The sequence below is a fragment of the Mycobacterium sp. UM_CSW genome (genome assembly GCF_000455205.1).
GTDB lineage: Bacteria > Actinomycetota > Actinomycetes > Mycobacteriales > Mycobacteriaceae > Mycobacterium.
Window position 1 is genome coordinate 108433 of record NZ_AUWQ01000010.1, and the last position, 23766, is coordinate 132198.

At 71.0% G+C, this 23766-nt stretch carries 23 protein-coding genes and 1 pseudogene; 14 read left to right on the top strand and 10 right to left on the bottom strand.

Annotation, left to right across the window (positions count from 1 at the left end; genetic code table 11):
- The 6 genes from N415_RS04160 to N415_RS04185 are packed head-to-tail and all read right to left on the bottom strand — an operon-like array spanning position 1 to position 6763.
- Positions 1-1155, bottom strand: a complete 1155-nt coding sequence (locus N415_RS04160; protein ID WP_068177470.1) for a glycosyltransferase family 1 protein — start codon at positions 1153-1155, stop codon at positions 1-3.
- Between the two features lie 29 nt (positions 1156-1184).
- Positions 1185-1727: a DUF3592 domain-containing protein gene (locus tag N415_RS04165; RefSeq protein ID WP_068177472.1), complete on the bottom strand. Its 543-nt coding sequence runs from the start codon at positions 1725-1727 to the stop codon at positions 1185-1187.
- Positions 1724-3358: a 2-succinyl-5-enolpyruvyl-6-hydroxy-3-cyclohexene-1-carboxylic-acid synthase gene (menD, locus tag N415_RS04170; RefSeq protein ID WP_068177474.1), complete on the bottom strand. Its 1635-nt coding sequence runs from the start codon at positions 3356-3358 to the stop codon at positions 1724-1726. Before menD ends, N415_RS04165 begins: the two co-directional genes overlap by 4 nt.
- 47 nt (positions 3359-3405) lie before the next feature.
- Positions 3406-4194 (bottom strand): alpha/beta hydrolase, encoded by a 789-nt coding sequence (locus tag N415_RS04175; protein WP_068177476.1) that lies wholly within the window; start codon positions 4192-4194, stop codon positions 3406-3408.
- Positions 4191-5162: an o-succinylbenzoate synthase gene (locus N415_RS04180; RefSeq protein WP_068177478.1), complete on the bottom strand. Its 972-nt coding sequence runs from the start codon at positions 5160-5162 to the stop codon at positions 4191-4193. Before N415_RS04180 ends, N415_RS04175 begins: the two co-directional genes overlap by 4 nt.
- Positions 5159-6763 (bottom strand): amidohydrolase, encoded by a 1605-nt coding sequence (locus N415_RS04185; protein ID WP_068177480.1) that lies wholly within the window; start codon positions 6761-6763, stop codon positions 5159-5161. The genes N415_RS04180 and N415_RS04185 overlap by 4 nt, the downstream gene beginning before the upstream one ends.
- A 67-nt stretch (positions 6764-6830) precedes the next feature.
- Here N415_RS04185 and fadD8 point away from each other — a divergent pair, with 67 nt between their 5' ends.
- Complete coding sequence (gene fadD8, locus N415_RS04190; RefSeq protein WP_068177483.1) at positions 6831-8435, top strand: fatty-acid--CoA ligase FadD8; 1605 nt, start codon at positions 6831-6833, stop codon at positions 8433-8435.
- A gap of 69 nt (positions 8436-8504) precedes the next feature.
- Here the strand turns inward: fadD8 and N415_RS04195 are convergent, their stop codons facing one another.
- Complete coding sequence (locus N415_RS04195) at positions 8505-9053, bottom strand: TetR/AcrR family transcriptional regulator (protein ID WP_068177485.1); 549 nt, start codon at positions 9051-9053, stop codon at positions 8505-8507.
- A gap of 82 nt (positions 9054-9135) precedes the next feature.
- Between N415_RS04195 and N415_RS04200 the strand changes: the two genes are divergently transcribed.
- The 12 genes from N415_RS04200 (at position 9136) to N415_RS04255 (ending at position 18530) form a co-directional block, all read left to right on the top strand.
- Positions 9136-10023, top strand: a complete 888-nt coding sequence (locus N415_RS04200) for an aldo/keto reductase (protein WP_068177487.1) — start codon at positions 9136-9138, stop codon at positions 10021-10023.
- Between the two features lie 10 nt (positions 10024-10033).
- Entirely contained in the window at positions 10034-10489 is a 456-nt protein-coding gene (locus tag N415_RS04205; protein ID WP_068109620.1) for a nitroreductase family deazaflavin-dependent oxidoreductase, read from the top strand.
- Positions 10490-10494: 5 nt separating this feature from the next.
- On the top strand, positions 10495-11187 hold the full coding sequence (locus N415_RS04210; protein WP_068177489.1) for a hypothetical protein: 693 nt from the start codon (positions 10495-10497) through the stop codon (positions 11185-11187).
- Positions 11184-12086, top strand: a complete 903-nt coding sequence (locus N415_RS04215) for a 1,4-dihydroxy-2-naphthoyl-CoA synthase (protein ID WP_068177491.1) — start codon at positions 11184-11186, stop codon at positions 12084-12086. The genes N415_RS04210 and N415_RS04215 overlap by 4 nt, the downstream gene beginning before the upstream one ends.
- Before the next feature lie 31 nt (positions 12087-12117).
- Positions 12118-13008 (top strand): SDR family oxidoreductase, encoded by an 891-nt coding sequence (locus N415_RS04220; RefSeq protein ID WP_068177493.1) that lies wholly within the window; start codon positions 12118-12120, stop codon positions 13006-13008.
- A complete protein-coding gene (locus tag N415_RS04225) occupies positions 12998-13624 on the top strand; it encodes a maleylpyruvate isomerase family mycothiol-dependent enzyme (protein ID WP_068177494.1) in 627 nt (208 codons plus the stop codon). The genes N415_RS04220 and N415_RS04225 overlap by 11 nt, the downstream gene beginning before the upstream one ends.
- 13 nt (positions 13625-13637) lie before the next feature.
- Positions 13638-14027 (top strand): VOC family protein, encoded by a 390-nt coding sequence (locus tag N415_RS04230; RefSeq protein WP_068109545.1) that lies wholly within the window; start codon positions 13638-13640, stop codon positions 14025-14027.
- A gap of 115 nt (positions 14028-14142) precedes the next feature.
- Complete coding sequence (locus N415_RS04235; RefSeq protein WP_068177496.1) at positions 14143-15360, top strand: inorganic phosphate transporter; 1218 nt, start codon at positions 14143-14145, stop codon at positions 15358-15360.
- Complete coding sequence (locus N415_RS04240; protein WP_068109538.1) at positions 15357-15656, top strand: hypothetical protein; 300 nt, start codon at positions 15357-15359, stop codon at positions 15654-15656. Before N415_RS04235 ends, N415_RS04240 begins: the two co-directional genes overlap by 4 nt.
- A 47-nt stretch (positions 15657-15703) precedes the next feature.
- Complete coding sequence (locus N415_RS04245; protein WP_068177498.1) at positions 15704-16009, top strand: DUF3349 domain-containing protein; 306 nt, start codon at positions 15704-15706, stop codon at positions 16007-16009.
- Between the two features lie 68 nt (positions 16010-16077).
- Positions 16078-17163 (top strand): o-succinylbenzoate--CoA ligase, encoded by a 1086-nt coding sequence (menE, locus tag N415_RS04250; protein ID WP_239645444.1) that lies wholly within the window; start codon positions 16078-16080, stop codon positions 17161-17163.
- Positions 17164-17177: 14 nt separating this feature from the next.
- Entirely contained in the window at positions 17178-18530 is a 1353-nt protein-coding gene (locus tag N415_RS04255) for a hypothetical protein (protein ID WP_068177501.1), read from the top strand.
- Positions 18531-18809: 279 nt separating this feature from the next.
- On the opposite strand, the gene N415_RS04260 is transcribed toward N415_RS04255, so the two are convergent.
- Genes N415_RS04260 through N415_RS32180 form a run of 3 tightly spaced genes read right to left on the bottom strand, consistent with a single transcriptional unit; the run spans position 18810 to position 22524 of the window.
- Positions 18810-19472, bottom strand: a complete 663-nt coding sequence (locus tag N415_RS04260; protein WP_068177507.1) for a DUF2064 domain-containing protein — start codon at positions 19470-19472, stop codon at positions 18810-18812.
- Positions 19469-20125: a glycosyltransferase family 2 protein gene (locus N415_RS04265; protein WP_068177508.1), complete on the bottom strand. Its 657-nt coding sequence runs from the start codon at positions 20123-20125 to the stop codon at positions 19469-19471. The genes N415_RS04260 and N415_RS04265 overlap by 4 nt, the downstream gene beginning before the upstream one ends.
- A gap of 14 nt (positions 20126-20139) precedes the next feature.
- A complete protein-coding gene (locus N415_RS32180; RefSeq protein WP_343203451.1) occupies positions 20140-22524 on the bottom strand; it encodes a hypothetical protein in 2385 nt (794 codons plus the stop codon).
- 329 nt (positions 22525-22853) lie between these two features.
- Between N415_RS32180 and N415_RS04275 the strand changes: the two are divergent.
- Positions 22854-23766, top strand: a pseudogene (locus tag N415_RS04275) (hypothetical protein); the annotation flags it as partial.

Here is a 23766-nt window from a genome sequence, read left to right on the forward strand (position 1 = left end):
TCACTGCCCCTGCGCGTAGCGTTTCGCGAACATCCGCCGCCGGGCGAAGGGCGACAGCACGGCCTCGTAGTGGCCGAGCAGCTCGTCGCAGATGACCGGCCAGCTGCGCCCGAGCACGCTGCGCCGCGCGGCCGGCGCGTAGCGGTGACGTTCGGCGATCAGGTGCTCGACCGCGTCGGGTAGGCGCGCCTCGAATTCGTTGACTTCCAACAGCAGACCGGTGCGGTACGGGGCGACGAGGTCGCGCGGTCCCCCGGCGTCGGGGGCGATCACCGGCAGTCCCGATGCCAGCGCCTCCTGCACGACCTGGCAGAACGTCTCGTGCTCACCGGGATGCACGAAGACGTCCATGCTGGCGTACGCGGCGGCAAGTTCCTCGCCGTACAACGCGCCGGTGAAAACCGCTGTGGGCATGGCGGATTGCAGTTTCGCTTGGTCGACGCCGTCGCCGACGATGACGACCTGAACGGAATCGTTGGCGTTCAGCGCGACCAGCCGCTCGACGTGCTTCTCCGGGGCGAGCCGGCCCACGAACCCGACGATCGGCTTGCCGGCCGGCGACCACCGCCGCCGCAGCGCCTCGTCGCGCCCCGACGGCGCGAACCGCAGCACGTCGACGCCGCGCGCCCACCGGTGCACACGCGGGAACCTATGGGCGACAAGCGAATCCATCGTCACGCTGGACGGCGCCAGCGTACGGTCGGCCAGGCTGTGCAGGTGACGAAACCAGGCCCACGCCGCACGCGTCGTCATCGGAATGCCGTAGCTCTCCGCGAAACCCGGGACGTCCGTCTGGTACACCGCGACCGTCGGCACGCCCAGCCAGCGGGCCGCCTTCACCCCGCCGTACCCGAGCAGCGCCGGCGAAGCCAGGTGCACCACGTCGGGATCGAATCCCCGTAGCACGCTCACCATTCGGGGCATGGGAACCCCGAGCGGCAACGTGGTCACCTTGGGGAACATTCGCGACGGCACCCGATGCACCCGGATGCCGTCGTGAATGCGGTCCGCCCGCGGCTGACCCGGCGGGTTGTCGGGGGCGATGACTAGGGCTTCGTGGCCGGTGCGACGCAGGTGCTCCAGGACACGCAGCACTGAGTTACTGACGCCATTGACATTGGGGAGGAAGGACTCGGCGACGATTGCAACGCGCACGACACCACGATCTCAGCGTCGCCTGTCGATTAGGTTGCCTCCGGGAATACGTCGTGCGAAATTTGCTGGTCGGGCGCCGCGGCGCGGCGGTCCAGCCACCTGTCCAGCAGCGCAAGCCCAGTCAGCGCGGCCGCGGCGACCAGCCAGGCCACCACCGCGATGGATCCCGCGGGAATGATCGCCAGCCCGGCGTTGCGGTGCTGGACCCTAACCAGATTCGGGTCGTTCTTGTTGTATTCGACGTAGATCCGCATGCCGGTGGCCAATTCGGACGGATACAGCACGCCGAGCTCGGGCCGGTAGGTGACGCGGTCGGGTGTGACGAATTCGATGGTGGAGCGGCGTGGCCCGGCGCTGAGCACCTCCGCCTGCGCCACCCCCATGTGATGTCGGATCGCAAGGTCGTCACGCCACGCCCCGGCCACCAGTAGCAGCGACTGCAACGTCACCAGGCCGGTGACGATCAACACCGCGATCCGCAACCAGCGCAACGCAATCCTGGCCCGCGTTTTCGGGGGCGAGTCGCTGCGTCCATGAATGAGTATGTGCAGCAACGCTTTTAGTTTGATCACAGGGCAGCCTTGATGGCCGCGTGCAGTTGCCGCAGCGACGAGCGGTCCGCCTTGACCTCGAGCACCCGCATGCCCGCCGCCGGGTCGTCGAGGGCCGCGGCAAGCTCGTCGACCTCGATCTGGCGGCTCTCGACGTGATAGGCGCGGCACAGCGCGCCGACGTCGACGTCGTGCGGGGTGCCGAAGATCCGCGAGGACACGTCGGAGAACCTCGGGTCGCCCTGCTCGAGCAGTTCGAAGATGCCGCCGCCGTTGTCGTTGGACACCACGATCGTCAGCCGCTGCGGCGTCGGCTCGGTGGGGCCGATCAACAGGCCGGAGCTGTCGTGCACGAAGGTCAGGTCGCCGATCAGCGCCACGGTGCGTCCGTCATGCGCTAAAGCCGCCCCGATCGCGGTGGATACCGTGCCGTCGATGCCGGCGACCCCGCGGTTGGACCGCACCTTGATGCCGTGGGTGTTCAGGCCCACCAGCGCCGCGTCGCGGACCGGGTTGGACGCGCCGAGCACCAGCTGGTCACCGGGGCGCAGCGCGTCGGCCACGGCCGCGGCGACGTGCAGCCCGGTGGTCAACGGGTGCGCCTCGAGCTGCTCGCGGACGGCCCGGTTGGCGTGCCGGTTCAGCTCCGCGCACCGGTGCAGCCACGCCGGGTGCGGCTCGCCGGTGGTGACCGCCCGCGTGCCGGTGGCCTGCGAGTTTCCGGAGACGTCGGGCCAGCGGGGACCGGTGGTCAGCGCGTAGACCGGCACCTGCGGGTCGGCCAGCAGCGCGGACACCGGCCGGTGCAGCGTCGGGCGCCCCAGCATGATCACCTGCTTCGGGCGCAGCAGCGGCAGCGTCAGCGGGTGCAGCGGGTTGGGCACCGGGCGGCCGGAAAATGAGGTCGGCTCGGCGACGGTGGGCAGCAGCTCGAGGTTGGGGTGCGTGCCCGCGCCGTGCCCCGCGATGACGACCGTGTCGGGCGACAGGTCGATCTCCAGCGGTTGGTCGAACGTGACGGGCGGAGTGTAGGTCCAGGGCCTGCCGCCGGGCCGGCCCTGCGGGACCACGGCGCCGTGGGGTTCGCGATCGGGCACCAACGGTTCGCGCAGCGGGATGTCGAACTGCACCGGGCCGGCGTTGGCGGTGCGAGATCCGGTGGCGGCGGCCAACACTCGGCAGGTGGCCGATCGCCAGGTGGCGTTGAGCGAATCCATCCGCTCGGGCGCGCCCTCGGCCAGGCCCAGGCTGATGGTGGCGCGGACCTGGGTGCCGAAGTAGCCCAGCTGCTCCATGGTCTGGTTGGCGCCGGTGCCCAGCAGTTCGTAGGGCCGGTTGGCCGACAGCACGATCAGCGGCACCCGGGCGTAGTTGGCCTCGACCACGGCGGGGCCCAGGTTGGCCACGGCGGTGCCCGACGTCATCGCGACGCAGACCGGCGCGCCCGCCGCGATCGCCAGCCCGATGGCCAGGTAGCCGGCGGTGCGCTCGTCGATGCGGACGTGCAGCCGCAGGCGTCCGGCGCGGTCGGCGTCCTGCAGCGCGAATGCCAGCGGCGCGTTGCGTGACCCGGGGCACAGCACCACGTCGCGGACACCGCCGCGGATCAGCTCGTCAACGACGACGCGGGCCTGGGTCGTCGAGGGGTTCACTCCTACAGCGTGTCACAACCGGCCGGCACGGCCGTCTACCAGTGGCTTCAGGCTCGTACGGTCGCGAAGAACTGCAGCGCCGCGGTGTTGACGGCCTGCGGCCGCTCCAAAAATCCGAGATGGCCGGCGTCGGGGATCTGCAGGTAGCGGCCGTTTGGCATGGCGTCGGCGACCTCCCGTCCCAGGTAGGCCGGCGTCACGATGTCGTCGGCGAAGCCCATCACCAGCACCGGCGCCGCGATGCTGCGGTAGGCGGACAGTCGGTTGGTCTGCGGGGAGACATACATCTGGGTGCGCAGTCCCGGGGTCTGCTTGACCGGCCAGGTGCAAAACATCGCGATCCAGTCGTCGACGGCAGCGTCGTCGTTGAGTGTCTTGCGCGAAAAGCTTTCCAGCAGACGGTTTCTCGCGTCGAGCAGGGGCGGCACCGTGACCCCGGAGGCGTGCAGCTCGACCTCGGCCTCGTGGAAGAACTGGCGCGCACGGTCCAGGCGGCCCCGGGTCGCCATCAGCACCGCCGAGCTGACCAGCTCGGGCCGCGCCACCATGAGTTCCTGCGCGATGAACGCGCCCATGGACACCCCGACGACCCGCGCCGGGGCGGCGCCCAGCGATTCGATCAGCGCGGCGGTGTCGGCGACCATGGTCTGCGTCGTGAATCCCTCGGCGTTTTCCGTGTCGCCGACCCCGCGGTTGTCGAAGGTGATGCAGCGGTACCCGGCCGCCAGAAAGGCCGGGACCTGATGCGGGTGCCAGGTGCGCCCGGCGCCCCCGCGGCCGGCGATGAAGACGACGGGCTCACCGGAGCCGCGGTCGTCGTAAGCCAGATTGATCATCCGGACGACGGTACAAGCAGCGGATGGCAGGCCCTGACCCGGTCGATCCACCACTGCCGCCGCTCGGGTGGCGCGGCCAGCGCCCGCAGCCGCGCCGGGTCCGGTGTGACCGGCCCGACCGGCAGGTAGCCGTCGACGGGCGGGGCGACGTCTGCGACGTCCTCCACGAAGAGCCCGCCGGTGCCCAGCCCGCAGGCATGGCCGAGTTGCGGCAGGGCGGCGGCGGCGGTCAGGCCATGGCTGATGCCGACCGCCGAATCCAGCGCGCTGGAGACCACGACGGGGATGTGGATCTGGGCGGCGATGGCCAGCAGGGCCGAAATCCCGCCCAGCGGAGCGACTTTCAGCACCGCGATGTCGGCGGCGCCGGCGCGGTCCACGGCCAGCGGGTCGTCGGCCTTGCGGATGCTTTCGTCGGCCGCGATGGGCACGTCGACCTGAGCGCGCAGGGCGGCGAGTTCGCCGACCGTCGCGCAGGGCTGCTCGAGGTACTCCAGCGGGCCGTCGGCCGTCAGGGCGGCCGCCGCCGCTGCGGCTTCCTCGACGCTCCAGCCGCCGTTGGCGTCCACCCGGACGGTGGCGACCAGCTCGCGGGCCGCGTTGACCCGCGCCACGTCGTCGGCCAGGGTCTGCCCCGGCTCGGCGACCTTCACCTTGGCCGTGCGCGCCCCCGGAAACCGGGCCAGCACGTCGCCGACCTGGGCGGCGGGGACGGCCGGCACGGTCGCGTTGATCGGGATGCGGTCCCGGCGCGCCGGCGGCGGCGGCAGGTACGCGCCCTCGACCGCCGACGCCAGCCAGTGCGCGGCCTCGCGCGGCTCGTATTCGACGAAGGCGCCGAACTCGCCCCACCCGGCGGGACCCTCGATCAGCGCGAGTTCGCGGGTGGTGATGCCGCGGAAGCGCACCCGCATCGGCAGCGCGACCACGTGCAGGCGGTCCAGCACGTCCTCGAGCGCGGGTATCACTGGCCGTAGACCTGGCGGCCCGCCAGATACGTCGCGCGCACCTCGAGGTCGGCGATCTCTTCGGGCGGCACCGTTCGGGGGTCGGCCGACAGCACCACCAGGTCGGCGTACTTGCCGACCTCCAGCGAGCCGATGACGTCGTCGGAGAACAGCTGCCAGGCGGCGTCGATGGTCTGCGCGCGGATCGCCTGTTCGACGGTCAACCGCTCCTCGGGCGCCAGCACCCGGCCGCTGGGCGCCGTGCGGGTCACGGCGACGCTGATATTGCGCAGCGGCTCCTCGGGCGTCACCGGCGGATCGTTGTGCAACGAGATCCGCATGCCGCTGGCCACCGCGGAACCCGCCGGCATCCAACGGGATCCGCGCTCGGGGCCGAACAGTCCGTCGACGATGACGTCGCCCCAGTAGTGGATCTGGTCGACGAAGATGCTGCAGGTGACGCCGAGGTCCGCGGCCCGTCGAAGTTGCTCGGGCCGGATGGCGCCGACATGTTCGAGGCGTAGCCGGTGGTCGTCGCGCGGGTGCCGCTTGAGCGCGTCCTCGTAGACGTCCAGGATCGTGTCGACGCCGGCGTCGCCCTGCACGTGGCAGGCCATCTGCCAGCCCGACGGGTAGTAGGCGCCGACGATCTCGGTGAGCTGTTCGGCGGTGTAGTTGGCGCAGCCGCAGGAACCGGGCGGCACCCCGATGGTGCGGGTGGCGTCGGTGTCCAGGTACGGGAACGACAGGGCGATGTTGCCGATCCACGGCGAGCCGTCGACCCAGATCTTGATGCCGACCTGGCGCAGCATGTCGTCGCCCTGGCCCGGGGTCGCGGCGGTGGACATCTGCGGGTTGGACACCTCGTAGGTGCGCAGCCGCACCGTCAGCCGGTCGCGCAGCTGCTCGATCAGGGGCCCGAAGTTCGGGTCGAACGCCATCTCCGAACAGCTGGTCAGCCCGGCCCGGTTGAGCCGGGCGCACTCGGCGAGCAGCATCGCCGGGTAGCTGTCGGCCTGGATGGCGCCGCCCAGCAGGGGAAACACCGCGGCGATTTCCTCGGCGGTGCCGTCGAGTTCCCCGTCGGCGGCGCGACCGTATTTGGCGCCCTTGGGGTCAGGGGTGTCCCGCGTCAGTCCGTTGAGGCGGGCGGCGCGCGAATTGAAGAAGGCCTTGTGACCGGAATTGTGGATGATCACCAGCGGCCCGTCGGGGGCGATCTCGTCGAGCCACGCCAACGTCGGCTGCGGGAGCCCGGGCTGCAGCAGGGCATCCCAGCCGTTCAGGTAGGCGCCGGCCGGTCCCCGTGCGGCGGCCTCCCCGCGGATCGCGGCGACGACGTCGTCGGCCTTGGGGACGGTGACCGGCCGGATGTCGACGATCCGGTCCGACAGCGCCACGGCCTCCATGAGCGGATGGCCGTGCGCCTCAACGAATCCCGGCATGAGGCAGCCGTCTCCGATTTCGACGCTTTGGGTGCCGGGGCCGATGTACGGCTCGACCTCTGCGCGGGTGCCGACGGCGACGATCCGGCCGCCGGCCACGGCCAGCGCCTCGGCCGTGGGCCGCGCGTCGTCGACGGTCAGCACGGTCCCGGTGACGACGAGGTCTGCGACGGCCATGAGCACGAATGCTACGGGTCGGAGGGTCCGGCCCAGCCGAATTGCAACACGTTCTAGTCTTGCCCCTATGAGTGACAACGACCTGTTGCGCAACCCGACCCACAACGGCCACCTTTTGGTGGGGGCGCTCAAGCGCCACAAGAACCGGCCGGTGCTGTTTCTCGGCGACACCACGCTGACGGGTGGTCAGTTGGCCGAGCGGATCAGCCAGTACACGCAGGCGTTCGAGGCGTTGGGCGCCGGCACCGGTGTCACCGTCGGGCTGCTGTCGCTCAACCGCCCCGAGGTGCTGATGATCCTCGGCGCGAGTCAGACCCAGGGTTATCGGCGCACCGCGCTGCATCCGCTCGGCTCGCTCGACGATCACGCGTACGTGCTCACCGACGCCGGGGTGAGCTCGCTGATCATCGACCCCAACCCGATGTTCACCGAGCGTGCGCTGGGCCTGCTGGAGAAGGTGCCGTCGCTCAAGCAGATCCTGACCATCGGCCCGGTGCCCGAGGCGTTGAGCGGGGTGGCGGTCGATCTGTCGGCCGAGGCGGCGAAGTACGAGCCTAAGCCGTTGGTGGTCGCCGACCTGCCGCCGGACAACATCGGCGGCCTGACCTACACGGGCGGCACGACCGGCAAGCCCAAGGGCGTGATCGGGACCACCGGGAACATCGCCGCCATGACGGCGATCCAACTCGCCGAGTGGGAGTGGCCCGAACACCCGCGCTTCCTGATGTGCACGCCGCTGTCGCACGCCGGCGCGGCATTCTTCACGCCCACGGTCGTCAAGGGCGGCGAGATGGTGGTGCTGAGCAAGTTCGACCCGGCCGAGGTGCTGAAAGTCATTGAAGAGCAACGCATTACGGCGACCATGCTGGTGCCGTCGATGCTCTACGCGTTGATGGACCACCCCGATTCGCGCACCCGCGACCTGTCGTCGCTGGAGACCGTCTACTACGGCGCCTCGGCGATCAACCCGGTGCGCCTGGCCGAGGCGATCCGGCGGTTCGGCCCGATTTTCGCCCAGTACTACGGGCAGTCCGAGGCCCCGATGGTGATCACCTACCTGGCCAAGGCCGACCACGACGAGAAGCGGCTGACGTCGTGCGGGCGCCCGACCCTGTTCGCCCGGGTGGCGCTGCTGGGTACCGACGGTAAGCCGGTGCCGCAGGGTGAGCCGGGCGAAATCTGTGTCAGCGGGCCGCTTTTGGCCGGCGGCTACTGGAATCTGCCCGACGAGACGTCGAAGACCTTCAAAGACGGCTGGCTGCACACCGGGGACATGGCCCGCGAGGACGAGGACGGCTTCTACTTCATCGTCGACCGGGTCAAGGACATGATCGTCACCGGCGGCTTCAACGTGTTCCCCCGCGAGGTCGAGGACGTGATCGCCGAGCATCCGGCCGTCGCGCAGGTGTGTGTGGTCGGCACGCCCGACGAGAAGTGGGGCGAGGCCGTCACAGCCGTGGTGGTGCTGCGCGCCGACGCGCCGCGCGACGACGACGCGATCGACGCGATGACCGCCGAGATCCAGGCCGCGGTCAAGGACCGCAAGGGCTCGGTGCAGTCACCCAAGCGGGTGGTGGTCGTCGACGCGCTGCCGCTGACCGGGCTGGGCAAGCCGGACAAGAAGGCCGTGCGGGCGCAGTTCTGGGAGGGCGCCGGCCGCGCGGTGGGCTAGTTCTTTCGCCGAGCGCCCGGTAGGCCGGGCAGTCGACTCCGAGCGCCCGGCTGGCCGGGCAGCGACGAGTTAGGCGGACACGCCCGCGACCAAAAGGTCCAGCATGCGGGCTGTCTGCTCGGGCGAACCGCTGGCCAGAAAGATGCCGATGAGGCTCGACACGACGTCGTCGGCCTGCACGTCGGCGCGCAGGGTCCCGTCGCCTGCGCCCGCCCGCAGCAGCGTGTCGACGGCGCCGACGATGCTGTCGCGGGTCTGGCTGGGCTGCATGGCGCCGGAGGCGAAGATCGCGTGCAGCGACTCCGCCATCCCGCGCTTGGCGGCCACGAAGCTCGCGTAGCGGTCCATCCAGCGACGCAGGGCGGTCTTGGGCGGATGGCGTTTGAGTTGGTCTTCGGCGGCCGCGGCCACTTCGGCGAGCTCGGCCCGGAAGATCGCCTCGACGAGCGCCTCCCTGTTGGGGAAATGCCGGTACAGCGTGCCGATCCCGACGCCCGCGTCGCGCGCGATCGATTCCAGCGACACCGGCCGGCCGTCCGCGGTCGCGAACGCCGCGGTCGCCACCTGGAGCAGCTTTTCGCGATTCCGGCGGGCGTCGGACCGGGTGGACTCGACCAAAGCGGAGGTTCCTCCGGTTCTGCTAGGCTCAGATAAGCGGAGGGTCCTCCGCATTCCTATCCAGTGTGGCACGAGGAGCACCATGACGGACAAATCCCAGCCCGGCGGCGTCGGCGACATCGGCAAGTCGACGGTCGCCCGCATCGGCTACGGCGCCATGCAACTGTTCGAGGCGGTCTCCGACGAGGACGCCACCGCGGTGCTGCGTCGCGCGGTCGAACTCGGCGTCAACCACATCGACACCGCGTCGTTCTACGGCCCGGGCGAGGTGAACCGCCGGATCCGCGCGGCCCTGGCCCCCTACCCCGAAGACCTCGTCATCGTCAGCAAGGTCGGCGCCCGCTACACCGGCGAACAACCCATGCCCCTGACCGCGGCGCAGCGGCCCGCCGAGTTGCGCGCCGCCGTGGAGGACGACCTGCGCCAGCTGGGCCTGGATTGCGTCCCGGTGGTCAACCTGCGGCGCATGGACCTCGGGCCTTCGGCGGCCGCCGCGGGCGACCAGGAGGTCGACCTCGACGACCAACTCGCCGAGATGATCGCGCTGCGTGACGAGGGCAAGATCGGTGCGATCGGCATCAGCAGCGTGCCGCTCGACGTGGTGCGCCGGGCCCTGCCCGCGGGCATCGTCTGCGTGCAGAACGCCTACAGCCTCCTCGACCGCTCGCAGGAGGCCACCCTCGACCTGTGCAAGGGGGAGGGCATTGCGTGGGTGCCGTACTTCCCGTTGGGGTCGGCGTTCCCGGGCCTGCCCAAGGTCACCGACCACCCGGTGGTGGTCGAGGTCGCCGGCGAATTCGGCGCTACGCCAGCTCAAATCGGGCTGGCATGGCTGCTGGCCCACTCCCCCAACACATTGCTCATCCCAGGGACGCGATCGGTGGCTCACCTCGAGGAGAACCTCGGCGCCGGGGACATCGCGCTGGGTGCCGACGTACTCGCGCGGCTCGAGGCGCGACCCGGCGGGTAACGTCGCTGCCGTGGGCAGCGTCGAACGGGTCCGGCCGCCGTGGTGGCTGAAGCCGGCAAACAAGCTCTTTATCCGGATGTCGCGGCTGGGAATGAGTTTCGGGGGCGAGAGCCCGGTCGTGCTGACGGTGAAGGGGCGCAAGTCCGGCCGCGACCGGTCGACACCGGTGACCCCGATGACGGTCGACGGGCACGAGTTCGTCGTCGCCGGGTTTCCCGGCGCCGACTGGGTCGCCAACGCGCGCGCCGCCGGGCAGGCGACGGTGGCCCGCGGGCGGCGCGTCCAAAAGGTGCGGATGGTGGAGTTGCCGCCGGACGACGCGCGGCCGATCCTGCGCGCCTTCCCGACCGAGGTGCCCACGGGCGTCGGCTTCATGAAGCGGGCGGGACTCGTGATCGACGGTCGCCCCGAGGAATTCGAAGCCCTGGCCGGCCGGTGCGCGGTGTTCCGGCTGGACCCGGTGTAGTCGCGATGCGGCGGGTGCTGTTGGTGGTGACGCTGCTGGTCGCCGCGTTGGGCGTGCCCCCGGCGCGGACTTTCGCCGCGACGGGCTGCGCGCCCGGCGGCGACCCACCTCCGTCCGGCGCCGCACAACGCAAGGTCGGCGATCTCGACTGGGACGGCCAGCCGGACACGTTGTGGGTCGGGCAGTTTCGCGACGGCGGCCGCACCGCCCGAGTCGCCGGCGTCACGACGGCGAGCGGCGCGAACTCCGGCGTAGAGATCGCCTCGGCGAGCCCAATCCCGTTGAGCGCCTTGGCGATCGACGCACAACAAGACGGGCAGCACCAGATCATCGTCAGCGACGGCCGCAGCGCGCGCCTCTACGTGTTCGCCGACTGCCGACTGCAGGCCGCCGCCGACAACCAGGGCGCGCCGTTCCTGTTCGACCTGGCGAACCTGCGCGGCAACGGCACCGGAATCGGCTGCAGCGACCTCGGCCCACCGTCGCCCGGCCGGCACCTGGTCGGGCTGCAGGCCTTGAACCAGGACGGCCAGTGGACGGTGCGGCGCACCGAGATCAACCTCAACGGCACGCTGGCTACCATCGGGAAGTCCGACACCGTGGCGGCCACGTCCGCGCAGGACCCCGCGGTGGTCTCGGCGCAGACCATCAGCTGCGGCGACCTTTCCATCAGCAAGGACGGAGTTCAACAGCCTTGAGTGACAACCCATTTGACGCGCAGGCCTGGCGACCCGTCGACGGATTCAACGACCTGACCGACATCACCTACCACCGCCACGTCACCGACGCCACGGTTCGGGTGGCGTTCGACCGCCCCGAGGTGCGCAACGCGTTCCGCCCCCATACCGTCGACGAGCTCTACCGGGCGCTGGACCACGCCCGCATGTCCCCCGACGTGGGCGTGGTGCTGCTGACCGGCAACGGCCCGTCGCCCAAGGACGGCGGCTGGGCGTTCTGCTCCGGCGGCGATCAGCGCATCCGCGGGCGGTCGGGCTATCAATACGCGAGCGGGGAGACCGCCGACACCGTCGACGCCGCCCGCGCCGGCCGGTTGCACATCCTCGAGGTGCAGCGGCTCATCCGGTTCATGCCCAAGGTGGTCATCTGCCTGGTCAACGGGTGGGCCGCCGGGGGCGGGCACAGCCTGCACGTGGTCTGCGACCTCACCCTGGCCAGCCGCGAGCACGCGCGCTTCAAGCAGACCGACGCCGACGTCGGCAGCTTCGACGGCGGCTACGGCAGCGCGTATCTGGCCCGTCAGGTGGGCCAGAAGTTTGCCCGCGAGATCTTCTTCCTGGGCCGGCCCTACACCGCCGAGCAGATGCACCACATGGGTGCGGTCAACGAGGTCGTGGACCACGTCGACCTCGAACGCACCGGCATCCAGTGGGCGGCCGAGATCAACGCGAAATCCCCTCAGGCGCAACGCATGCTGAAGTTCGCGTTCAACCTGCTCGACGACGGGCTGGTGGGCCAGCAGCTGTTCGCCGGCGAGGCCACCCGGCTGGCCTACATGACCGACGAGGCCGTGGAGGGCCGCGACGCGTTCTTGGAGAAGAGGCCGCCGGACTGGAGCGCGTTCCCGCGCTACTTCTAGGCGGCCTCGGGCCGCCGCCTAGACTCCGCACGTGAGCAAGAGCCCCCTCAGCAGATTCAGAGACCAGCTGGTGCTGGCGACCATGCGACCGCCCGCGTCGCCGCAGATACTGGTCAACCGGCCCGCGATCAAGCCGGTCGACCTCGACGGCAAGCGGATCCTGCTGACCGGGGCGTCGTCGGGCATCGGCGAGGCAGGGGCCGAACAGCTGGCCCACGCCGGCGCGACCGTGGTCGTCGTCGCCCGCCGCGGGGACCTGCTCGAGGCGCTGGCGGACCGCATCGCCAAGGCCGGCGGCAGCGCGATACCCATCCCCTGTGACATCTCGGACCTGGACGCGGTCGACGCGTTGGTGGCCGACGTCGAGAAGCGCGTCGGCGGCGTCGACATCCTGATCAACAACGCCGGCCGGTCGATCCGCCGGCCCCTAGCCGAGTCGCTGGAACGCTGGCACGATGTGGAGCGGACCATGCTGCTGAACTACTACGCGCCACTGCGGCTGATTCGCGGGCTCGCGCCCGCGATGCTCGAGCGCGGCGACGGCCACATCATCAACGTCTCGACGTGGGGGGTCTTGTCGGAGGCGTCGCCGCTGTTTTCGGTCTACAACGCCTCCAAGGCCGCGCTGTCGACGGTGAGCCGAGTCGTCGAAACCGAGTGGGGCCGAAGGGGCGTCCATTCCACGACGTTGTATTACCCGCTGGTCGCCACGCCGATGATCGCGCCGACCAAGGCATACGACGGGATGCCCGCGCTCACGTCCCAGGAGGCCGCCGAGTGGATGGTCACCGCGGCCCGCACCCGCCCGGTGCGGATCGCGCCGCGCATGGCGATCGCCGCCAAGGCGCTGGACACCTTCGGCCCCCGCTGGGTAAACACGCTCATGCAGCGCCAAACACTCCAGCCGAACCATGAACCGTGATCTCTGGGCCACCATCGCCGCCGAACGCGGCGCGCTCGCCGGCGACCTCGCCGAACTGGCACCGGCGCAATGGGATACGCCGTCGCTGTGCGCGGGCTGGACCGTCCGCGACGTCGTCGCGCACCTGTCAGCGACGGCCTCGCTGAACCCCGCCACGTTCTTCGTCGCGCTGGCCAAGGCCGGGTTCAACTTCGACAAGTTCGCCAACGGTCAGATCGCCAAGCACCGCGGCGCCGACCCGGGCGCCACCCTGGCGGAGTTTCGCGGATTGCAGAATTCCACATCCGCGCCGCCGGGCCCCAAGACCTCCTGGCTGGGCGAGGTGGTGGTGCACGGCGCCGACGTCCGCCGCCCGCTGGGCATCCCGCACAGCTACCCGCCGGACGCGGTGCGCGAGGCGATCGACTTCTACAAGGGATCCAACATGCTGCTGGGGTCCAAGAACCGCATCGCCGGGCTGGCGCTGTCCGCGACCGACCAGGACTGGCACCACGGGGAGGGGCAGCCCGTCGAAGGCCCCCTGCTGTCGCTGCTGCTGGCAACCACCGGCCGCGCCGCCGGCTGCGACGACCTCGCCGGCCCGGGCGTTCCGACGCTGCGCAGCCGATGCACGTGATAGACACGAGGCTATGGAGATCCTGGCCAGCCGGATGTTGCTCCGGCCGGCGGACTATCAGCGGTCGCTGAGCTTCTACCGCGACGAGATCGGCCTCGCGATAGCCCGCGAATATGGCGCGGGGACGGTGTTTTTCGCGGGGCAGTCCCTGCTGGAGCTGGCCGGTTATGGTTCGCCCGACCACTCCCGCGGCCCGTTCCCCGGCGCGCTGTGGCTGCAGGTCCGCGACGTCGCGGCGACGCAGGCCGAGCTGGAGGGCCGCGGGGTTCCGATCGCCCGCGAAGCGCGGCGCGAGCCGTGGGGTTTGCGGGAGATGCACGTGACCGATCCGGACGGGATCACGCTGATCTTCGTCGAGGTCCCCGGCGACCATCCGCTGCGCCGCGATACCCGCGGCGACTGAGGGGGAACGTCCGGTTAACTAACGGCTAACATCAGAAGACAAGTCAAGGTACACCTGCGTTTCTGCCATTTCTGGGTTCGACAATTTAAGCCCCCTACTACGAGAATCAGGCGCTGTGAACATCGATTTGTTCCTCCTAATCATTGTCGTAATCACGGCACTCGCTTTCGATTTCACCAATGGCTTCCACGACACCGGCAACGCGATGGCAACGTCCATCGCCAGTGGGGCACTGGCGCCCAAGGCCGCTGTCGCGCTGTCGGCGGTGCTGAACCTGGTGGGCGCGTTCATGTCCACCGCCGTCGCGGCCACGATCGCCAAAGGCCTCATCGACGGGCACATCGTGACGCTGGAACTGGTGTTTGCCGGCCTGGTCGGCGGCATCGTCTGGAACCTGCTCACCTGGCTCCTCGGCATCCCGTCCAGCTCGTCGCACGCGCTGATCGGCGGCATCGTCGGCGCCACGCTCGCGGCCGTCGGCTCGCACGGGGTGATCTGGAAGGGCCTGGTGTCCAAGGTGCTGATCCCGGCCGTCGTCGCCGCGATCCTGGCCATCCTGGTCGGGGCGATCGCGACCTGGCTGGTCTACCGCGTCACCCGCGGCCTCGACACCTCGCGCACCGAGGCGGGCTTCCGGTACGGCCAATGGGGGTCGGCGTCGCTGGTCTCCCTGGCGCACGGCACGGGTGACGCCCAGAAGACGATGGGCATCATCTTCCTGGCGCTGATGTCGTACGGCGCGGTCAGCAAGACCGAGGCGTCGCCACCGTTCTGGGTCATCCTCTGTTGCGCCCTGGCGATGGCGGCAGGCACCTACCTGGGCGGCTGGCGGATCATCCGCACCCTGGGCAAGGGACTCGTCGAGATCAAGTCGCCGCAGGGCATGGCCGCCGAATCATCCTCGGCCGCAGTCATTTTGCTGTCCACCCACTTCGGCTACGCGCTGTCGACGACGCAGGTCTGCACCGGCTCGGTGATGGGCAGCGGGCTGGGCAAGCCCGGCGGCGAGGTCCGCTGGGGCGTCGCCGGCCGGATGGTGACCGCGTGGCTGATCACGCTCCCGTTGGCCGGCTTGGTCGGGGCGATCACCTACTGGACCGTCCACCTCATCGGCGGCTACCCCGGGGCGATCATCGGCTTCGGGCTGCTGGTCGCGGTCTCGACGTTGATCTACATCCGGTCGCGGCGGGTCAAGGTCGACCACAAGAACGTCAACGCCGAATGGGAAGGCAGCCTCACCGCCGGCCTCGAGGGCGACGGACATCCGCCGTCCGATAGGGGGTCCAAGGTGGGGTCCGACGACGACACCGTGAGCGCGGGGAATCCCTCATGAGCCACTTCAGCGACTGGTTCAACTACCAGGCCTCCCTGCGGATCCTGATCTTCAGCATGCTGGCCGGGGCGTTCCTGCCGGGGATGTTCGCCCTCGGGCTGCGGTTCCAGGCGGTCGGGAGCGGAGAGGTCAGCCCCGACGGCAGCCCGCCGCACAAGAACCCGGTGCTGCTGGGGATCGCCTGGGTCATCTACGCAATAGTGCTGGCCGTGATCCTGTTCGCCCTGCTGTACATCTCGCGCGACTTCATTGCGCACCAGACCGGCCAGGCGTTCTTGGGAGCCAAGCCCAAGTAGGATCGAATCGTCCACACAGCCGAACCCCCGCGCGGAGGGATAGCGAAGTGAACGGATTCCTGAGTTCGATCGTCTCGTGGCTGCGCGCGGGGTACCCGGAGGGCATCCCGCCGACCGACACCTTTCCGGTGCTGGCCCTGCTGACCCGACGGCTGGGCCACGACGAGGTCATCGCGGTGGCGCAGCAGCTGATGGACCGCGGCGATTTCGACGACATCGACATCGGTGTGGCGATCAGCAAAGTCACCGACGAGCTGCCGTCGGACGAGGACGTGGAGCGGGTGCGGACGCGGTTGGCCGCCCACGGCTGGCCGTTCGACGAGCCCCGCGGCGCCGCGGAGGACCCCGCATAGCCCTGCTGCGCGCGCTCCGCGTCGCGTCGGGCTCCGCCGCCCCGTTGTTGCTGCCCGCCCTGGAGCGGGTGCTGGACGGCCGCGATTCGGCGCTGGTCGCGCTGCCGGCCGACGACGACCGAACTTCGGCTGGGCTGCGGGTGGGTGAGCCCATCGACGACGACGTGGCCCTGGTCGCGGTGACTTCTGGGACATCCAGCACCATCGGCGCACCCAAGGGCGCGCTGCTGACCGCCGCCGCCCTGACCGCCAGCGCGACGGCCACCCACGACCGCCTCGGCGGGCCCGGCGCCTGGCTGCTGGCCTTGCCGCCGTACCACATCGCCGGCGTGCAGGTGCTGGTGCGCAGCGTGCTCGCCGGCTCGACGCCCGTCGAGCTGGACGTCTCCCACGGCTTCGACGTGACCGAATTGCCTTCTGCCGCGCGGCGATTGGGGGCCGGCCGGCGGTATGCGTCGCTCGTCGCCGCCCAGCTGGCCAAGGCCCTCGCCGACCCGGCGGCCGCGGGCGCGCTCGCCGAATTGGACGCGGTGCTGCTCGGCGGGGGGCCAGCGCCGCGGCCGATCCTGGCCGCCGCCGCGGCGGCGGGCATCGCGGTGGTGCGCACCTATGGGATGAGCGAGACCGCGGGGGGTTGCGTCTACGACGGCCTCCCGCTGGACGGGGTGGCGCTGCGGGTGGCGCCCGACGGGCGCATCGTCATCGGCGGCGCGACGCTGGCCAAGGGATATCGCAACCCGGTGGAGCCCGACCCGTTCGCCGAGCCGGGCTGGTTCCACACCAACGACCTGGGCGCGATCGACGACACGGGAGTGCTGACCGTGCTGGGCCGCGCGGACGACGCGATCAGCACCGGCGGGCTGACCGTGCTGCCGCAGCCGGTCGAGGCCGCGCTGAGCACCCACCCCGCCGTCGGCGACTGCGCGGTGTTCGGCCTGGCCGACGACCGGCTGGGTCAGCGGGTGGTCGCGGCGATCGTGGTGCGCGAGGGCTGCGACGCGCCGACGCTCGAGGCGCTGCGGGCCTATGTGACGCGCGTGCTGGACGCGACCGCCGCGCCACGCGAGCTGCACGTCGTGGCCGAGCTGCCGCGGCGCGGCATCGGCAAGGTCGACCGCGCGGCGCTGGTGCGCCGGTTCTCCGGCACGGACTAATAGGCTGGGCGACCGTGAGGGTCGCGCGACGGGAGTCAGTTGCCGTCGCGCTCGCGGCCGTGCTGGTGGCGGCGGCGTTCGTGCTGCCGCACCTGCACTGGGGGGTTCGGCCGCGGCTGGACGTCGCCCAGGAGCGGTTCGGCACGCGCACCGGGGCCACGCCCATCTTCGGGGCGTGGGAGATCCACGCCAGCTGGGGAACCGGGCCGGCCATCCTGATCGCGGTGGCCGCCGTCGTGTGGGGTCCCCGTGTGGCGCAACGGCTTTCGTGGCGGGCGCTGACGCTCGGGACGTGGGCCACCGCTTGCGCATGGGCGTTCGCGCTGGCGATGATCGACGGCTGGCAACGCGGCTTCGCCGGGCGACTGACCACCAGGGACGAGTACCTGTCGCAGGTGCCCAGCATCACCGACATTCCCGCCGCGGTGCGCACGTTCTCCAGTCGCATCGTCGACTACCAACCGAACTCGTGGGTGACCCACGTGTCGGGGCATCCGCCGGGCGCGCTCCTGACGTTCGTCTGGCTGGACCGGATCGGGTTGCACGGCGGCGCCTGGGCCGGGCTGCTGTGCCTGCTGACCGGCTCCAGCGCGGCGGCGGCCGTCGTGGTCGCGGTGCGCGCGCTGGCCGACGAGCAGACCGCGCGACGGGCGGCGCCGTTCGTCGCGGTCGCCCCGACGGCGATCTGGGTCGCGGTCTCGGCCGACGGCTATTTCGCCGGTGTCGCGGCGTGGGGCCTGGCGCTGTTGGCCGTGGCGGTGCGCCGCCCCGTCCGGTTCCCCGCGCTGGTGGCCGCCGCCGCGGGCCTGCTGCTGGGGTGGAGCGTCTTCCTGAGCTACGGCCTTATGCTGCTGGCACTGCCGGCGTTGGCGGTGCTGGTCTCGGCGACCGACTGGCGCGCGGTGCTGCGCGCGGTCGGCCCCGCGGCGCTGGCCGCGCTTGCGGTGGCGGTGGCGTTCGCCGTCGCGGGGTTCTATTGGTTCGACGGGTATACCCTTGTGCAGCAACGCTATTGGCAGGGCATTGCCAAGGACCGGCCGTTTCAGTATTGGGTGTGGGCCAACCTGGCCAGCGTGGTGTGCGCGATCGGGTTGGGCAGCGTCGCCGGCCTCACGCGGGCGTTCGACCGGTCCGCCATCCGCCGGCGCTCCGGCTTCCACCTGGTGCTGCTGGCGGTGCTGGCCGCCATTGCCTGCGCGGACCTTTCCATGCTGAGCAAGGCCGAGGTCGAACGCATCTGGCTGCCGTTCACCGTCTGGCTGACCGCGGCGCCCGCGCTGCTGCCGGTGCGCTCACACCGGCTGTGGCTGGCGGTCAACGCCGTCGGGGCGCTGGTCGTGAACACCGTCATCGTCACCAATTGGTGATCGCGTGTGAATTGGTGATTCCGTGTGAACTGGGGGCTTTCCGCGTGTATGTGGGGCGGGATTTCGGCGATTTTCCCGCCCAGGATTCACACGAAAATCCCTGGGTTCACACGCAATGCGCGGAAGACGGTGTGCCGCCACGGCGAGTGTGCGCTCAGGGCATTCCGTGTGAACTGAGGGCCTTCCGTGTGAACTGACGGCTTTGCGTGTGTATACAGGGCGGGATTTCGGCGATTTTCCCGCCGAGGATTCACGCGAAAAGCCCTGGATTCACACGCATTAGAGCCCGGCCGCGCGGGTGACCCGGGCGAAGCGACTGGCGGCCGGGCACGCATCGCGGACCGCGCCGACGTCGTCGACCACGTCGATGTCGGCCAGGCGCTGCACCGATGTCACGTCGATGCCGTTATCGCGCAACGCTTTCAACGTCAACTCCCCGGTGTCGGGCCGCGACATCGGCACACCGCGCAGGCATTCGGCCATCGCCGGCGCGTGGACGCCCAGCACCCACCAGCCGCCGTCGTGGGCCAGCCCCAGGACGGCCGGCGCGTCGAGCAGGCGGCGCGCGCAGTCGGCCAGCAGCTCGGCGGTGACCTGGGGGGTGTCCATCCCGATTTGCAGTACCGGGTATCCGTCTGCCGAGTCGGCATGGGCGTTGGCGAGCCTGTCGGCGAAGTCTTCCCCGCGCTGCGCAATCACGGTGAACGACGCGAGCCGTCGCCGGATCTCGGCGGCGCCCGCCGCCGCGCCGAGATCGCCGGTCAGTGCCACCACCCGCGCCGCGACCGGCGCGGCGGCCACGGCATCCAGCGTGTCCAGCAGCGCGGCGGCGGCGATGTCGGCGGCCACGCGGTCACCGACGGTCGCCGCGAGGCGCGTCTTGGCCCGGCCCGGCTCGGGCGCCTTGGCGACCACCAGGACGGTCACCGGCAGGACGCTCACGAGATCACCTTCCAGAAGTCCAGGATCGCGGTGATGCTGCCCCGCAGCGAGCCGCTGACCTTCGACTTGCCGCCGGTGCGCGGGCCGTAGCTGACGTCGAGCTCGACCACGCGCCAGCCGGCCGCGGCGGCCCGGACGAGCAGTTCCAGCGGGTAGCCCGAGCGCCGGTCGGCGACACCGAGGTTCAGCAGCGCGTCGCGCCGGGCGACGCGCATCGGCGCGATGTCGTGCACCGGCAGGCGGTGACGGGTGCGCAGCCGCCAGCTCATCACCACGGTGCCCACCCGGGCGACCCACGGCCAGTGCAGCCCGGGCACCGGCCGGCGCCGGCCGGTCACCAGGTCGGCGCCGCGGTCGAGCGCGGCGACCAGCCGCGGCAGGTCGGCGGGGTCCATGGAGCCGTCGGCATCAATGACCGCGACGATCGGGGTCGTCGCGGCCACCACCCCGGCGTGCACCGCCGACCCGTAGCCGGGCCGCGGCTCGACAACCACGCGGGCGCCGTAACGGGTTGCCACCGCAGCGGTTTGGTCGGTGCTGTTGTTGTCGACCACCAGCGCCCGATAACCCGCGGGGATGGCCGCCAGCACCCCCGGCAGCGACTCCGCTTCGTTGAGGCAGGGCAACACCACCGTGACCGCGTCGTCGGGCATGCGCTGGGCCGCGATCAGTGATGGGTGGTGGCCGGCGGCGGCACTTGTGGCTTCGGGGTCACCGGCTGCTGCGGGGTCACGGGCGCCTGCGTATGCGGAACGGGCTGCTGCGTCTGCGGCGGAATGGTTTGCTGCGTCTGCGGTTTCGTCGGCGGCGGCGCCTGCGTCGTCGGCGGGGGCGCCTGCGTCGTCACCGGAGCCTGCGTCGTCACCGGCGCCTGCGTCGTCGTCACCTTCGGGGCCTGCGTCGTCGTCGGCTGAGTGGTGGTCGTCGGCGGCTGGGTCGTCGTCGTCGGCTGCGTTGTGGTGGTCGTTGGCTGGGTTGTGGTGGTCGTCGGCGTTGTCGTGGTCGTCGTGGGCGTCCCCGTCGTGGTGGTCGTCGTCGTTGTCACCGTCGTCGTGGTCGTCGTCGGCGTGGTGGTGGGCCCGTTCGGGTACGGGTAATACGGCGAGCGCCAGCCCGGGTACGGGACGATGACCGGGTACGGGATCGGTCCGTCCGGGTTGGGCATCAAGCCGGGAACGGGCTCCGGCGCCGGGGCAACCGGGGCCGAACCTGGCGATGCCAGCTGCGGCGGGATGTAGCCGTTGGCGTCCGGGATGACGCCGCCCTGGAACCCCGCGTTGGGCTGATCGATCGGCGGCGGCGGCACCGGCGCCTGCTGCTGCGTCGGCAACAGCGGCATGAACTTGCCCGGGGCGGCATTCTGGTGGCCGATCACCGGCTGCGCGCTCGCGGTCGGGCGGATGGCGATGGCCACGGCGGCGGCCAGTGTCGCGAATCCCACGACGGCGAAGGCGATGACGGCGTTGCCGAGCACCAGCGACCGTCGGCTCAGCGGCATCCGACTGGTCATTTCCGGATCCGCGGCGTCTTCGGGGAAGTCGCCGTACTCGTCTAACTCGCCGGCGAACGGGTCGGCGTCCTCGGCCTGCGAGTACGCCAGCTGCGGTTCCTCTCCGCCGGAGCCCGCCAGCCCGGACGTCGGGGCGATGCCCGTCGCTTCCCCGGCGACCGCGGTCGCGGGGGCCATCGCCGTCGCGTCGCCGAGCACCCCGAGCGCGGGCGCCATCGCGGTCCCCAGACCCGCGGTGATCGGGGGCTGGGGCGTCGTCGGCGCCAACCCGGCCGCCATCGCCGCGCCCCGCGCGAACGCGAAGTCGGGCCGCTCCAGCACCTCCACCCGCAGCGGCGATCGAGCGCGAATCCGTTCGGCGAGGCTGGTCAGGTTTTCTAAAGTGCCCAGCACGTACGCGGCGCTCACGGCGAACGGCGCGGACTGCAGCCAGTCCAGCAGCATGTCCGCCGCCGCGGCGACGGCGTCCACGCCCTGCAGCGCCGCGGTGGCCAGGATCTCCGCCGCACCGGCGGCCCCCAGCGCGACCAACGTCGCCGCCTCGGCGGTGACCACGAGTGCGACGGCGCCGGGCAGCGTGACACCGCGGAAGACCGTGCGCAGCAGCGCCGCCACCGCGTAGGGCTGCGAAACCACCCCCACGTCGGGAACCCCGGAGTCGGCCAGCGCCTGACGAAACGCCTCCGCCTGCGCGGGATCCGGCGAATACAGCCGGGTCGCGACCAGCTGGCGGCCCTCGGCGGCCAGCGCCTGCTGCGCGCCGGTCACCGTCTGGATCAACGTTTCGAACGGCTCGATGGGCAGCTCGACCACCAGGTGCTTGATCGCCGCGTAGCCGCCCCCGACGGGCCCGACGAGCGCCAACCGGGCGATGGAACCGGCCACCGCGACGCCGAGCACCGCGTCCATCGCCCCCAGCCGTCGCGAGGTAAGACCCACCGGGCCGGTTTGGGCGTCGTCGTCCTCGGGCTCGGTCAGCCATTCCATCGGGAGCAGGTCGGATTCCCCGGCCATCGAATACGCCAGGTCGGCTCCCACCTGGCCGGCCGGGGGCACTCCCCCGACCGCCGGCGCCATCGCCGTCGCATCCCCGGCCGACCCGACCGCCGGCGCCATCGCCGTCGCATCCCCGGCCGACCCGACCACGGGGGCCATCGCCGTCGCGTCCCCCGCGGGCCCGGCCGCCATGGCCGCGCCGCGGGCCAGCGCCACCGTGGGGTCCTCGTCGGGCCGCGGCTGCGCCCCCGCCCCGGACAGCGCCTGCGCTTCCGACAGCACGGCGACGTTCTGGACGCCGGAGTCCTCCAACGCCCGCCGCAGCCGCTCGGCCCATTGAAGATCCGACCAGCACAGCCGCGTGGCGAGCAGCCGGTGGTTTTCCTCGGCCAGCAACCGATTCGTCCCGACGACCGTCTCGGTCAGTTTCTCGATCGGGCGATCGGCAAGGTCTACGACGGACTCGTCGATCAGGCCGGCGCCCGAACCGACAAGGGCCAACCGGGCACGAGGACCGGTGACCGCGACCCCCAGCACGACGTCCATCCCGACTCTCCTTCGGCCGGCTACCCCACAGCCAGCATGTCCCGGCATCATTACACTGCGATACCGTCGGCGGTAACAGTCATTCGGGCGACGAGGTTTTCGATGTTCGCCTGTGAGCGCAGCGTAACCGCGTGGCGGCCACCCCGGAAACGCACACGTCCTCACCACTGCCGCGTCGCCCGAACGGAGATTATGTTTCCAAGTAAGCAACGCGGTCGATGCGGCAGGGGGTTCCCCCGCCGCGCCGCCAAAGTTGCGCCGCCAGAAGCCGTCCTCGACACCCGGGGGGAACCGTGAGTCAGAGCAGCGACGACGCCCCTACCGGGCCGATCCGCGGGCGGACGCCGCAGACGCGGCCGGCGCCGCCGGGCGCGCAGCCCCGCCGGCGTTCGGACGTCGCGGTCGATCTGACCGCGGCCGCCATGCTCGTCGTGGCGCTGCTGTTGCCGTGGAACCTGTATTTCGGCCTGGGAATCGACGGCAGCAACAAGCCGCTGTTGGCGGCGCTGTTCGTCGTGACGCTGCTGTCGCTGGCATCGATCGTGCTGGCCGGTTCCTGGCGATCGGCAAGTCCGAAGTTCAATCCCGCGCGGGCGGGCCGCCTTCGGCTGGCGCTCAACGTTCCCTACGTGTTGCTGGTCATCGGCTTCGTCGCATTCGACGTGTTCGAGACCGTGCGGTTCGGCGGCAGCGTGAACGTGCCCGGCGGTGTCGGGCCCGGGGCGTGGCTGGGCATCGCCGGCTCGCTGCTGAGCGCGCGGCCGGTCGCGGCCGACTCGAATGACAACCGCAGGCCGGTGCGGGTCATCGGCTACGCGTCGATGGTGGGCGCGGCGCTGAGCTTTTGCTTCAACCTGTTCTGGCGGCTCAAATACGCGCTGCACGACGCGAGCGGCTCGTCCGGATTCGGCAAGCAGAACATCGCAGTGATCGCGACGGCGTTGGTGTACGGCGCGGTGGCGCTGCTCGCCGTGCTGGTCGGGTCGAGGTGGCTGCTGCGCAACACCAGGGCTTCCCGGCTGGCAACCGTGGCCCTCGGGGTCTCGACGCTGGTCGCCGGAATCCTGGTGTGGATCCTGCCGGTCGGCCGCGACATTGATGCGTTCCACGGCATAGCGCAGAACACGTCGACGGCGGGGGTGGGCTTCGAGGGCTACCTGGCGTGGGCGGCGGCCGCGGCCATTTTCGCGCCCGCGGCGTTGTCGGCCCGCCGTGACGCGTCGGCGACGGAGGAGAACGCGT

Bases quoted from the DNA above. Each gene is read 5' to 3' on its own strand.
- N415_RS04175 (WP_068177476.1), bottom strand. From the start codon at position 4,194: ATGATCAATCTGGCTTACGACGACCGCGGCTCCGGTGAGCCCGTCGTC.
- N415_RS04230 (WP_068109545.1), top strand. From the start codon at position 13,638: ATGGAGATCCTGGCCAGCCGGATGTTGCTCCGGCCGGCGGACTATCAG.
- N415_RS04185 (WP_068177480.1), bottom strand. From the start codon at position 6,763: ATGGCCGTCGCAGACCTCGTCGTCACCGGGACCGTGCTGACCGTCGAC.
- N415_RS04240 (WP_068109538.1), top strand. From the start codon at position 15,357: ATGAGCCACTTCAGCGACTGGTTCAACTACCAGGCCTCCCTGCGGATC.
- N415_RS04200 (WP_068177487.1), top strand. From the start codon at position 9,136: ATGACGGACAAATCCCAGCCCGGCGGCGTCGGCGACATCGGCAAGTCG.
- fadD8 (WP_068177483.1), top strand. From the start codon at position 6,831: ATGAGTGACAACGACCTGTTGCGCAACCCGACCCACAACGGCCACCTT.
- N415_RS32180 (WP_343203451.1), bottom strand. From the start codon at position 22,524: ATGGACGTCGTGCTGGGGGTCGCGGTCACCGGTCCTCGTGCCCGGTTG.
- N415_RS04210 (WP_068177489.1), top strand. From the start codon at position 10,495: ATGCGGCGGGTGCTGTTGGTGGTGACGCTGCTGGTCGCCGCGTTGGGC.
- N415_RS04225 (WP_068177494.1), top strand. From the start codon at position 12,998: ATGAACCGTGATCTCTGGGCCACCATCGCCGCCGAACGCGGCGCGCTC.
- N415_RS04265 (WP_068177508.1), bottom strand. From the start codon at position 20,125: ATGCCCGACGACGCGGTCACGGTGGTGTTGCCCTGCCTCAACGAAGCG.